We start from the raw sequence: 13212 nt of genomic DNA, 5'->3' as shown, positions 1-13212 counted from the left end.
TTGCACGGCTTACAAGCAAACTCTGAGTCAACTGTGACGCGACGCCATGTACGTAACGCGCATATTTATGCCAATTGTGGCGGTGATGAGTTGCGCCGACCCTCGGGCTCCCCCCAGGGCCGACCTCTTTCCTCAAATATGCACCGCGTGCCCCAACGCCCGCAACGCCGCCTCCTGCATTGCCTCACCGAGCGTCGGATGCGCGTGGATCGTGCCGCCGACATCCTCGAGCCTTGCCCCCATCTCGATCGACTGCGAAAACGCCGCAGCGAGTTCCGACACCCCTCGCCCGACCGCCTGCCACCCAACGATCAGGTGCGTATCGCGCCGCGCGACAACCCGCACGAAGCCATCGGTCGCCTGCAGCGTCATCGCCCGCCCATTCGCGGCAAACGGGAACGACGCGCTCAGGCAGTCGACGCCTGCCGCCCGTGCATCTTCCGGCGACCACCCCGACGTAACGATCTCGGGATCAGTGAAGCAAACAGCAGGAATCGACGCCGGCACGAACTTGCGACGCTTGCCGGCGATCAACTCCGCCACCACCTCGCCTTGCGCCATCGCGCGATGCGCGAGCATCGGCTCGCCGGCGACGTCGCCGATCGCCCACACGTTGCGCATCGACGTCCGGCATTCGTCGTCGATCCGCAGCGCGCGGCCGTTGCGTTCGAGCGGCAGCGTCTCGAGGCCGAAACCGTCGACGCGCGGCCGGCGGCCGACCGCCACCAGCACGCGATCGGCCGGCAGCGTCCGCTCGGCGCCGTCGGGCGCCTGCACGCGCACCGCGCCGTCGGCCGCGAGCCCGAGCACCTTGTGGCCGAGCCACAGCTTCACGCCGAGCCGCGCGAGCGAATCGGCGACCGGCTTCACGAGCTCCGCGTCATACGCGGGCAGCACGCGCTCCGCCGCCTCGACGACGCTGACGTCGACCCCGAGCTTGCGATAGACCATCCCGAGTTCGAGCCCGATGTAGCCCGCGCCGACGACGACCAGCCGCTTCGGCAACGTCTTCGGCGACAGCGCCTCGGTCGACGACACGACATGCCCGCCGAACGGCATCGACGGCAGCGCGACCGGCTCGGAACCCGTCGCGAGCAGCAGATGCTCGCAGCCGATCCGGATCGTCTCGCCGTCGGCGGCGACCTCGACGGTCTTGCCGTCGATCACGCGCGCGTCGCCGTGCAGCACGCGCACGCCGTTCTTCTTCAGCAGCGCGCCGACGCCGCGCGTCAGCTTGTCGACGACGCCATCCTTCCACGCGACGCTGCGCGCGATGTCGATCTCCGGCGTGTGCACGCGGATGCCGAGCGCGCCTTCGCCGGCCTGGTCGCGCGCCTGCTCGAAGGCGTCGGCGACGTGGATCAGCGCCTTCGACGGAATGCAGCCGATGTTCAGGCAGGTGCCGCCGAGCCGGTCGCGCTCGACGAGCAGCGTCGGAATGCCGAGCTGTCCGGCGCGAATGGCGGCGACGTAGCCGCCCGGACCGCCGCCGATCACGAGCAGCGTGGTGTGTTCGTTCTTCATTAGGATCACTCCACGAACAGCAGCGCCGGGCGTTCGAGCAACGCGCGCACCGCCTGGATGAATTCGGCCGCGTCCATGCCGTCGACGACGCGATGATCGAACGACGACGACAGGTTCATCAGCTTGCGCGCGACGACCGCGCCGTCGCGGAACATCGGGCGCTCGACGATGCGGTTCACGCCGACGATGCCGACCTCCGGGTGATTGATGACCGGCGTCGACACGATGCCGCCGAGCGGGCCGAGGCTCGAAATCGTGATCGTCGAGCCGGTGAGCTCGTCGCGCTGCGCGCGGTTGGTGCGCACCGCATCGGCAAGCCGCGCGATTTCGGCCGAGATCGACCACACGTCGCGCGCTTCCGCGTGACGCAGCACGGGCACCGTGAGGCCGGCGTCGGTCTGCGTCGCGACACCCATGTGCACCGCACCGTGACGGGTCACGACGCCGGCTTCGTCGTCGAAGCGCGCGTTGATCTGCGGAAAGTCGCGCAGCGCGATCACCATCGCGCGGATCAGCAGCGGCAACACCGTGAGCCGGCCGCGCGCGTCGCCGTAGCGGCGGTTCAGTTCCGCGCGCAGCGTTTCCAGCTCGGTCACGTCGATTTCCTCGACGTAGCTGAAGTGCGGAATGCGCCGCTTCGCTTCCTGCATCTTGCGCGCGATCGCGCGGCGCAGGCCGATCACCGGCACTTCGGTCTCGTCGGTCCGTTCGTCGTAGCCGCGCGCCGGCTGGGCGCCTGCCCGGCTGCCGGTGCGTGCGTACGCATCGAGGTCCGCGTGCAGGATGCGCCCGGCCTCGCCCGTGCCGCGCACGTAGCGCAACTCGATGCCCATGTCCCACGCGCGCTGGCGCACCGCCGGCGACGCGAGCGGCCGCTCGCCCGGCGCAAGCGCCGCGCGCGGCGGCGCGGCGTGCTCGGCTCGGCGCGGTTCGGCAGGCGCGCGGCGCGCCGGATGACCAGCATCCGAGGACGAAACCGCAGGCGCAGGCGCTACTGCAGCCGGAGCCGCGACAGCAACTTCAGCGACTACAGCGGCCTCCCGCACGTCGGCGCCCGGCTTCAGATTGCCGTCGCCCTCGACTTCGAGGCGAATCAGCTCGCTGCCGACCGCCATCATCTCGCCGATCCTGCCGCCGAGCGCAATCACCTTGCCCGACACGGGCGACGGAATCTCGACCGCCGCCTTGTCGGTCATCACGTCGGCGAGCGGCTGGTCTTCCTTGATCGTCTGCCCTGCTTCCACATGCCAGGCCACCAGCTCGACCTCGGCGATCCCTTCGCCGATATCCGGCATCTTGATGACGTGAATACCCATGTCAAGCCTCCATCACGCGTCGCAACGCTTCACCGACCCGGCTCGGGCCGGGGAAATACGCCCATTCCTGCGCATGCGGATACGGCGTATCCCAGCCGGTCGTGCGCTCCACGGGTGCCTCGAGGTGGTAGAAGCAATGTTCCTGCACGAGCGACACCAGTTCCGCGCCATAACCGCAGGTACGCGTCGCCTCGTGCACGACGACGCAGCGCCCGGTCTTGCGCACCGACGCGACGACCGTCTCCAGATCGAGCGGCCACAGCGTACGCAGGTCGATCACCTCGGCATCGATGCCCGTCTCCTCGGCCGCGGCCAGCGACACGTGGACCGTCGTGCCGTACGTCAGCACCGTCACGTCGCTGCCGGCGCGCACGACGGCGGCCGAGTCGAGCGGCACCGTGTAGTAGCCCTCGGGCACCGCGCTCGCCGGATGCTTCAGCCACGACGTGACGGGCCGTTCGTGATGGCCGTCGAACGGCCCGTTGTAAAGCCGCTTCGGCTCGAGGAAGATCACCGGGTCGTCGTTCTCGATCGCCGCGATCAGCAGGCCCTTCGCGTCATACGGGTTCGACGGCATCACCGTGCGCAGCCCGCACACCTGCGTGAACATCGCCTCCGGGCTCTGGCTGTGGGTCTGGCCGCCGTAGATGCCGCCGCCGCACGGCATGCGGATCGTCATCGGCGCGGTGAACTGGCCCGCGGAGCGGTAACGCAGCCGGGCGCCTTCCGACACGATCTGGTCGGATGCCGGGTAGAAGTAGTCCGCGAACTGAATCTCGCACACGGGCCGCAACCCGTACGCACCCATGCCGACCGCCGCGCCGACGATCCCGCCTTCCGAAATCGGCGCGTCGAACACGCGCGACTTGCCGTACTTCGTCTGCAGCCCTTCGGTGCAGCGAAACACGCCGCCGAAATAGCCGACGTCCTGGCCGAACACGACTACGTCGCCGTCGCGCCCGAGCATCACGTCCATCGCGGAGCGCAGCGCCTGGATCATCGTCATCGGCTGCGTGGCCGTCGTCGTTGCTTCTCGTTGCGCCATGCTCACGCTCCCAGTTCCTGGCGCTGACGACGCAGATGCGCGGGCAGCTCCTTGTACACGTCGTCGAACATCGACGCCGGCGACGGAATCCGCTCGTCGGCCAGCGTCCCGAATTTCTCCGCCTCCTTCTGCGCGGCGATCACCTCGGCCTCGAGCTCGGCCGTGAGCGCGTCGTGCGCGCTGTCCGACCAGATGCCCCTGGCGATCAGGTGCTGCTTGAAGCGGGCGATCGGATCACCGAGCGGAAAGTGGGTCCAGTCGTCGCTCGGCCGGTATTTCGACGGATCGTCCGACGTCGAGTGCGCGCCCGCGCGGTACGTCACCCATTCGATCAGCGTCGGGCCGAGGTTGCGGCGCGCCCGTTCGGCCGCCCAGCTCGACGCCGCGTAGATCGCGAGGAAATCGTTGCCGTCGACGCGCAGCGACGCGATCCCGCAGCCGACGCCGCGCCCCGCGAACGTCGTCCCCTCGCCGCCCGCGATCGCCTGGAACGTCGAGATCGCCCACTGGTTGTTGACGACGTTCAGCACGACGGGCGCGCGATACACGTGCGCGAACGTGAGCGCGGTATGAAAGTCGGCCTCCGCCGTCGCGCCGTCGCCGATCCAGGCCGACGCGATCTTCGTGTCGCCCTTGATCGCCGACGCCATCGCCCAGCCGACCGCCTGGATGAACTGCGTCGCGAGGTTGCCGGAGATCGAGAAGAAGCCCGCGTCGCGATCCGAATACATCACCGGGAGCTGGCGCCCCTTCAGCGGGTCGCCCTCGTTCGACATCAGCTGGCAGATCATCCGTTCGAGCGGCACGTCGCGCGCGATCAGGATGCTCTGCTGCCGGTAGGTCGGAAAGCACATGTCGCCGTGCCGCAGCGCCATCGCATGCGCGGCGCCGATGGCCTCTTCGCCGAGGCTCAGCATGTAGAACGAGATTTTTTTCTGGCGCTGCGCGATCAGCATGCGCGCGTCGAAAATGCGGGTCTTCAGCATCGCCCGCATCCCGGCGATCAGCCGCGCGTCGTCGAGATCCGGCGCCCATGGGCCGACGGCTTCACCGCGGTCGTCGAGCACGCGCACGAGGCCGCGGGCGAGATCGGCGGTGTCCGCCGCGGCAACGTCGATCGGCGGGCGGCGTACCGCGCCGGCCGGCGATAGATGCAGATAGGAAAAGTCGGTCTGGCAGCCCGGGCGCCCTGTCGGCTCCGGCACATGCAGACGCAATGGCTCTGACAGGCTCATCGTGTCGTCTCCACGCTCGATTTTGTCTCACGCTGATAAGGGCACGCGCGGCCGGTTGCCGGCGCGCGCGTGGCGTGGCGCGCGGATAAGCGCACCAACCTTGGGAATCTATGCAATGCCGATCTGGCCGTCGATGCCCAACCCGCTCGATCGTGGTGAGCAGATTTGCCATGCCGGATGCGCTTGGGGCGCACGGCTATGCGCGCTCGCGGCGCGCCGTCGTTGCAGCGTTTCGAATCGTTCCGGAAATTCTTACCGCTGCGGCAATCGAGGTGAAGGAGAAGAAGGAGAAGAAGGACCGCGCGCGAGGCGCGCGGCCGCCCGAGCCTGCGCTCAGAACATCTGGCGCAGGCCGATCGCCGCGCCGACGTTGTTGGTCCGGCCGATCTGGTCGACCCTGCCCGTGGCCGGGTTGGTTGCGCCCGGATAGTCGGCGGCGAATGCGCCGTTGCCGCGCGCGAAATCCACCGTGCCGTACACCTCGGTGTGCTTCGACAGCGCATACTCGGCCAGCACGGTCGCGGAGTAGTTGATGCCGGCGCCGAGCGTGCCGTCGAGCCGCTCCGCGTTGCGCGCGTGACCGTAATAGCCGGCCACCGTGATCAGCAGCGGCGCGGTGGCCTGCCAGTTCGCGCCGACGTAGAACGTGTCGTCGATGCGGTTCGGGCTGCCCGCGCGCAGCGTCGGCGCGCCGGCTTGCTGCATGTTGAAGTCCGTCGTGCCGGTCTTGTCCTGGCCGTGCAGCCAGCCGGCCAGCAGCCGCACGGCCGGGGTGACCTGATACGCGCCGCTCACGTGCACCAGGTTCACCTTCGCGCCGTTGACCGAACTGCCGTTCAACGACGATACCGAGGTCTGGTGGAAGCCCGCGTTGATCGACGCCGGCCCGTGCGCATAGGTCAACTCCACGCCGTACGTGCTGTCGAGGCCCATTGCGCCGGCGTGATTGCCGAAGCCGTAGATCGCGTCGACGCTGAAGCCGTTGTACGAGAACTGGTACTTGACGGAGTTCGGCACCGTCAGGAAGTTGCCGATGCCGTTGTACATCCAGCTGTCCTGCCAGTAGTTACCGACGGTCAGCGGGTCGAAGATGTCGCCCATCGTGTCGTACAGCGGCGCGTACTGGTTGCCGAAGGTCAGCGTGCCGTAGCGGTTGCTCGACAGCCCCACGTACGCCTGCCGGCTGAACAGCGTGTTCGCGACGTGCAGTTTCCCGTCACCGAGTTCGAAGCCGTTCTCGAGGCGAAAGATCGCCGACAGGCCGCCGCCGAGGTCTTCGCTGCCGCGCAGGCCCCACCGGCTGTGCGTTTCCGGGCCGACCGTCATTCCGATCAGATCCTTGCCGTCCGGGCCGGCGTTCGTTTGATAGCGAATGGCCGTGTCGACGAGGCCATACAACGTGACGGAACTCTGCGCAAGCGCGGACGACGCCGCAACGGCGAACACCGCGCCGATACCACTGGAAATGACGACGCCTCTCATGAATAGGCCTCCCTGATCGGTTGATTTTGTAAGCAGTCCGATAGCTTGTCGGCTTGGGGATCGGAGCTGCGATCGGGAGAATAATCGGTCATTTTCACCGCATATATTGCCGGTCATGGACTGGTCCTTTCCATTCTCCGCAACAGTGCGACGGCAGCGGCGACGGGCGCGCGCTTGTCAACGCGCAATGACCTGCCTATCTTCATACGTGATACTGGTTGCCACCTTCAGGAGAGCATCCCCATGGTCGAAAAAAAACGCATTCACGCCGCGCTCCTCGCCGCCGCGATCGCGACGATGGCGCCGGCCTGTCCTGCCGCGCAAAACACCACCGACTGGCTGGCGAACACCTACGGCACCCTCGCCGCCCACGTCGGCAACGACGCGCGTTCCATGTGGGTCGCGCCCGAAGGCGTCATCTATACGGCTTCCAACTGGGACGAGGATGAAGGCGGCGTCGCCGTCTACCAGAGCGGCAGGAGCCTCGGCTCGATCGGCGCGCACGGCGAATTCCAGGGCGGCGCGATCACCGGCAACGCGACGTCGATCTTCGCGGCGCTGCAGGCCAACAGGTCGTACGGCAGCGGCGCGGTGGGGCGATACAACCGCACCACCAAGGCCCGCGACCGGTTCATCCAGGTCAGCGCGTCGACCAATCAGCCGCGGGTCGACGTCGTCACCGGGCTCGCCACGACGGGCTCGCTTCTCTATGCGAGCGACTTCTACGGCAACCGCGTCCGGGTCTTCACCACCGACGGCGTCTGGCAGCGGGACATCAGCGTGTCGGGCCCGGGCGCGCTCGCCCTTGATGGCACAGGCAACGTATGGGTCGCGCAGAAGAGCGCGGGCACGATCGTCGAGTTCGGTCCGACCGGCGCGCTGCTGAACACCATCCGGATGGCCGGCGACTCGCGGCCGTCGGCGCTCTATTTCGACGCGTCGTCGAAGCAGCTGATGGTCGGGGACGAAGGCCCCGACATGAACATCAAGCGCTACGACGTCGCAGGCACGCCGGCGCTGGCCGGCACCTTCGGCATTCGGGGCGGCTATCTCGACACCACGACGGGCATCAAAGGCCAGGTCGGTGCGCAGCGCTTCACCCGCGTCGCCGGCATCGGCAGGGACACCGCCGGCAACCTCTATGTGCTCAACAACCCGTGGGGCGGCAGCTGGGACCTCGGCCGCAACGGCGCCACCGACATTCATGCGTACAACGGTGCCGGCAACCTGCAGTGGACGCTTCAGGCGCTCAACTTCGAGGGCATCGCCGCGCCGGACCCGGTTACGGACGGCGCGCTGTTCTATGGCGGCACCCACATCTACAGCGGCAGCGCGGGCGGCACCTTCGTCGCGAACACCGTCGATCCGTTCACCTACCCGTCGGACCCGCGCATCGACATGAACGACGTGCAGCGCGACGAGCATTTCGGGCTGCTCACGTCCGTCGGCGCGCACCGGATTCTCGTGGCGGCCGGCCAGAACCCGCCGACCTACTACTTTTTCCATTTCAACGCGGCGAACGGCTATATCGCGATTCCGGATGCATCGATTCCGGGGCCCGCGTTCAATACGACCCTGCGCGTCTCGAGCGGATTCAGCATCGACGGCAACGGGGACGTCTGGGCCGGCCTGGACAAGACGGGGGCCATCTATCACTACCCGCTGACCGGCTTCGACGCCGGCGGCAAGCCGTCATGGGGGCCCGGCGTCCCGACCCGCGTTCCTGCGAGCATCCAGCCGCTGACGCGCATCGTCTATCTCGCGGACAGCGACACGATGATTCTCGGCCAGGGCATCGTCGGGAGCACGGACTGGACGGCGATCGGCACGCGGATCGAGGTGTATCACGGCTGGCGCGCGGGCAACACCACTGCCCCCAATCCGGTGATCACCCTCCCCACTTCCGGCGCGAAGTCGATGGACGCGGCCGGCAACCATCTGTTCGTCGGCTACTGGTTCGGCGGCAGCGGGCCGGCCAGGCCGAACGTCGACGCGTTCAATCTCACCACCGGCAATCTCGACGCCACGCTGGTCAACACCAGCAGCGCTACCGTCGACGCCAGCAGCGCGATCGATGCGATGTACGCCATCCGGGCATACCGCCGATCGACAGGCGAATACGTGGTGACGAAGAACAACGTCAAGGGCAACAGCATCACCGTGTATCGGTGGATGCCTTGATCGTTCGGCATCCGACACCCGGCGCCACGCGAAGGTCCCCCAAGGGCGGGACCCGCGGCAACCCACTTTGGCTCCGCTTGTTAGTTAGCCACGACTTTGGTTGAAATTTAGACACAACTTTGGTTGTGCAAGCGCTTGCGATTCGGGTGCACGCTCGCGGGCGGAGAACGTAAAGAAGGTATTGAGCTCGAATTCGGTCAACTCATGCGGGAAGCACCGCATGCCGAGATACGCCCGCCGCCAGTGGTCCATCGCTCGCACTCCCGCACGAAAAACGGACTATGCAGCGTAGCGGCAAAAAAATCCGTTAAGCAATCGTCATCGGATCACATCGGACATCCTGGCTTTCCCCGCCCGACGAGTATCCCAACTATCAATTATGCGGAATCAATTTACGAAGAATTAAGACTTTATTAATCAATTCCCCTCCGAACATCCCAACATGCCGACCTGTCAAATATGACAGCATGATTCGGTAATTTTTTTCTGGCACGCTTAAGCGAATCCTGTTTCAAAATATTCAAATACCATCTGCTCCTTGGAGCCAGGAATGATGCGAAGTTTACACGCGTGAATGCCTGGCAATCGACGTGGCCGGTCCAGCCGGCGTGCTCTCGCTTCCATGCACCGACGCCCCGTTGGCAGCGAAGTTCGTACACGAAGTGACCAAAGATGTGATTGTCATATCTATAGAGAAAAGCGATACTAGGATCGAAAAAATAAAGAATGATGACCGAGGGATGCTATGCAGGCTTTTGAATCTGTCACTGATGCCATTGGCAATACGCCGTTAGTTCGTATCGGAAAACAAGAGGGCCAGTGGTGTCCGGCGCGATTATTTGCCAAGCTAGAGTTCATGAATCCAGGTGGCAGTGTTAAAGACCGCCTGGTGAAGTACTTGGTTTCTCGCATGGAGCAGGATGGTTCCCTAACTGAACGCTCGGTCTTGGTGGAGAACTCCTCTGGCAATACCGGAGCCGCCTTGAGCATGGTGGCCGCCGCACGCGGCCTGCGGTGCGTGGTCACTATTCCAGACAAGATGAGCCGCGAGAAGATTTCGCGCATGCGCGCCTTCGGCACCGAGGTGGTTGTGGCGCCTACGGCAGTGGATGCCGGCGATCCGCGGAGCTACTACAGCGTGGCGCGTATGCTGTCCGAGGAGATCCCGCATGCGATCTACCCGGATCAGTACAACAACCCGTTGAACGCGCAGGCGCACTATGAAAGCACCGGCCCCGAGATCTGGGAGCAGACCGGCGGCGCCATCGACGCCTTCGTCTGCGGCATCGGCACCGGCGGCACGATCAGCGGCGTTGGGCGCTACCTCAAGGAGATGAACCCCGCAGTGCAGGTGATCGGCGTGGACCCGATCGGCAGCGTGTTCCATGACTACTTCCACCACAAGCGGATGTCCACGCCCAACGTCTACCAGGTCGAGGGCATCGGCGAAGACTACCTGGTGAAGGCGGTGGACTTCAGCGTGATCGACGACATCGTGCAGGTGAACGACGCCGAGTCGTTCGAGGCTGCGCGCCGGCTGGTGCGCGAGGAAGGCATCCTGTGCGGCGGTTCCAGCGGCAGCGCGCTGTGCGCCGCGCTGAAGGTCGCGCCACGCTTTGCCGGCAAGAACGTGGTGGTGCTGCTGCCCGACTCCGGCAACATGTACCTAAGCAAGTTCCTCGACGACGAGTGGATGGTAGCGCATGGGCATGCAGTGGAGCCACGGCCCTCGGTGCTGCCCGAGCCCAAAGAGCGGCTGGCATGACTTCGGACACCTCCGCGACCTCCACGCTGCAGGCCACCTACACCACCGTTACCCATGGCGTGCCGGCTTGGCTGGTGGTCGATCGCGTGAACAACGGCTTGGCCTTCGGCGGCTTCCGCTTCACCGACACGGTGGACCAAGCCCAGGTCGGCCTGCTGGCGCACACCATGAGCTGGAAGCTGGCCGCGCACGGCCTGCCGGTGGGTGGCGCCAAGGCCGGGCTGCGCTGCCGGCCCGATCATCCGCAGATCGACGCCATCCTGCATGACCTGGCCGAGGCCTGGCGCGAGCCGCTGTCCACCCAGGTGATCCTGGGCAAGGACATGGGCGCATCCGATGCACTGCTGGACCGGCTGTACGAGTATCTGGGCCAGCCACAGCTGCACCTGGTCCAGAAGCGCGCCCCCGATGCGCCCGGCTGTATCCGCGACCTCACCGGCTACGTGCGCGACATGACCGGGCTGGGCGCCACCATCGCGGCTGAGGCCGCGGTCGGCTCGCTGCAAGGCAAGCGCATCCTGATCCAGGGTGCGGGCATCGTCGGCGTCGGTGTGGCGGTGCGTGCCACGCAGCGCGGCGCCATCGTCGTCGGCATGTCTGACATCGACCGCGCCATCGTGTCGTCGCGCGGACTACCGGTGGCGCAGCAGGTGCTGGCCGCGCGCGACGCTGGGCGGTCGTTCTCTCTGGCGCCACCGGTCGCCGCGGACAGCAACTGGCTGTCGCGCGACGACATGCTGGCCAAGGAGGCCGACATCCTGTTCCTGGCTGCCGGCTCGCACGTGGTGTCGCGCCGGCTCGCGGAAACCATCCGCGCCGGTGTGGTAGTTGAAGCCTCCAACTTCGGCCTGACCGATGACGCCAACGACGCGTTGTTTGCGCGCGGCATCCCGGTGGTGCCCGACGTCATCAGCTCCAGCTCTAGCGCGGCGATGACCTCGCTGCAGCTGGCTCGGGGCAACGGCTGGCAATCGGGGCCGCTGTGGGATCACATCGAGAACAACATCCGCACGGCCGTGGCTGACGGATTGCTGCAGGCGTCGCAGTCGCGCGTGCCGCTGCGCGAGGCCTACAGGGCCATGTACGGTGCGGTGCTGTCGCACTGATCAGCATCCCGCGCACGCCAATACAAACTTGCCACAAGGAAAAAGAGACCACGATGAGCACTGAGACCGTGCTGGAGGCCGACTACGTGATCATTGGCGCCGGTGCCGTCGGACTCGCCTTTGTCGACACGCTGCTCACCGAGAGCACGGCAACGGCAATCGTCGTCGACCGCCGTGCCAGCCCCGGTGGCCACTGGAACGACGCCTACCCGTTCGTGACGCTACATGGCGCCTCGGCGACCTATGGCGTCGAGTCGATGGTGCTGAACCGCGATCACATCGAAACCACCGGTATCAACCGCGGCATGTACGAGCTGCCGGGCAAGGACCAGATTCTCGCCTACTACGGGCGCTTGTTGCACGAGCGCCTGCTGCCAAGTGGCCGCCTGCGCTACCTGCCGCTCCACGACTGCGCGAGCGACGACAGCGCGACCTCACTGGTCAATGGGCAACGAGTGCAATTGGTGGCGCGACGGCGCTGGGTCGACACGACCTTGGCCGACACGCAGGTACCGGTGACGCACGGTCCGCAATTCGACGTCGCCGACGGCGTGCAATGTCTCACGCCGACCGAACTGGCCGTGCAGTGGCGACCAGACTCGGCAAACCGCGGCCACGTCATCGTCGGTGGCGGCAAGACGGCGATGGACACCGCAGTATGGCTGCTGCAGCGCGGTGTCGATCCCGGCACCATCACTTGGATCCGGCCGCGCGAAGCCTGGCTGTTGAACCGCGTCAACGCACAGCCGACGCCCCGGTTTGCCGAGGCCACCTTGCAGGCGATGCTCGGTGAGTTCGAAGCGGCGCACGACGCGCGCTCCATCGACGATCTGTTCGCTCGTCTCGAGAAGCGCTGCCTGCTGCTGCGCGTGGACCGCGACGTGAAGCCCACGATGTTCCGCTGTGCCGTCGTCAGCAAGGGCGAGCTGGCCGAGTTGCAGCGCATCCGCAATGTGGTGCGCTTGGGTCGCGTCCGCTCGATCGGCCTTGAGCGCATCGAGCTCGACAAGGGTGAGATTGCCACGGCGCCCGGGCGCGTGCATGTGCATTGCAGCAGCGCGGGTTTGCCGCGCGGACCGGCGCAGCCGATGTTCCAGGGACGCCGCATCGTGCCGCAGTATGTGCGGCGCTGCTCGCCGTGTTTCAGCGCCGCGTTTGTCGCGCATGTCGAGATTGCCATCGACGGCGACGACGACGCGAAGAACGCGCTGTGCGCTGTGGTGAGAGCGCCCGAGGTGCCGCTGGACTGGCTGCGCCTGCACCTGCAGACGGCGCGCAACCAAGCGGAGTGGAGCCGCCATCCGCAACTGCAGGCGTGGCTGCGGCAGTCGCGGCTGGAAGCGTTCAGGCGGATGTTCGAAGCGGCGGAGAAGGAGCCGACGGCGGCGTGGACCTATGCGCAAAGCCGCCTGAGTGACGTGCGCCCAGGAGCGATCCGGCGAATGCAGGAGCTGCTGGAAGAGGCGACAGACGGCGCTACTCTGCCGTGAGCACGCCATCTCTCTTTCGTCGACGCCGATAGCATCGAGCCTCTTTACTGAATCCAAAACAAGGAATA

The 13212-nt window shown here is 66.3% G+C and carries 9 protein-coding genes; 4 read left to right on the top strand and 5 right to left on the bottom strand.

Annotated elements, in window-relative coordinates; all coding sequences use genetic code 11:
• Positions 1-132 precede the first annotated feature (132 nt).
• The 5 genes from lpdA to HWX31_RS09495 form a co-directional block, all read right to left on the bottom strand.
• Complete coding sequence (gene lpdA / locus HWX31_RS09515) at positions 133-1524, bottom strand: dihydrolipoyl dehydrogenase (protein ID WP_174958757.1); 1392 nt, start codon at positions 1522-1524, stop codon at positions 133-135.
• Between the two features lie 5 nt (positions 1525-1529).
• Positions 1530-2840 carry a dihydrolipoamide acetyltransferase family protein gene (locus HWX31_RS09510; RefSeq protein ID WP_174958755.1) on the bottom strand — a complete coding sequence of 437 codons (1311 nt, stop codon included), beginning with the start codon at positions 2838-2840 and terminating at the stop codon, positions 1530-1532.
• 1 nt (position 2841) lies between these two features.
• Entirely contained in the window at positions 2842-3885 is a 1044-nt protein-coding gene (locus HWX31_RS09505) for an alpha-ketoacid dehydrogenase subunit beta (protein ID WP_174958752.1), read from the bottom strand.
• Between the two features lie 2 nt (positions 3886-3887).
• Entirely contained in the window at positions 3888-5120 is a 1233-nt protein-coding gene (locus HWX31_RS09500; protein ID WP_059615244.1) for a 3-methyl-2-oxobutanoate dehydrogenase (2-methylpropanoyl-transferring) subunit alpha, read from the bottom strand.
• A gap of 333 nt (positions 5121-5453) precedes the next feature.
• Positions 5454-6602, bottom strand: coding sequence for a porin (locus HWX31_RS09495; protein WP_174958749.1), 1149 nt, complete (start codon positions 6600-6602; stop codon positions 5454-5456).
• A gap of 243 nt (positions 6603-6845) precedes the next feature.
• Between HWX31_RS09495 and HWX31_RS09490 the strand changes: the two genes are divergently transcribed.
• From HWX31_RS09490 to HWX31_RS09475, 4 genes are all read left to right on the top strand, one after another.
• Positions 6846-8783 (top strand): NHL repeat-containing protein, encoded by a 1938-nt coding sequence (locus HWX31_RS09490; RefSeq protein ID WP_174958746.1) that lies wholly within the window; start codon positions 6846-6848, stop codon positions 8781-8783.
• 745 nt (positions 8784-9528) lie between these two features.
• Entirely contained in the window at positions 9529-10548 is a 1020-nt protein-coding gene (locus tag HWX31_RS09485) for a PLP-dependent cysteine synthase family protein (protein ID WP_059617743.1), read from the top strand.
• Entirely contained in the window at positions 10545-11654 is a 1110-nt protein-coding gene (locus HWX31_RS09480) for a Glu/Leu/Phe/Val dehydrogenase dimerization domain-containing protein (RefSeq protein WP_174958743.1), read from the top strand. Before HWX31_RS09485 ends, HWX31_RS09480 begins: the two co-directional genes overlap by 4 nt.
• A 53-nt stretch (positions 11655-11707) precedes the next feature.
• On the top strand, positions 11708-13144 hold the full coding sequence (locus HWX31_RS09475) for a hypothetical protein (protein ID WP_059617740.1): 1437 nt from the start codon (positions 11708-11710) through the stop codon (positions 13142-13144).
• Positions 13145-13212 lie beyond the last annotated feature (68 nt).

Source organism: Burkholderia ubonensis (assembly GCF_902833085.1).
In the GTDB taxonomy this organism is placed as follows: Bacteria; Pseudomonadota; Gammaproteobacteria; order Burkholderiales; family Burkholderiaceae; genus Burkholderia; species Burkholderia ubonensis.
This window is presented reverse-complemented; position numbering and strand designations above follow the sequence as displayed.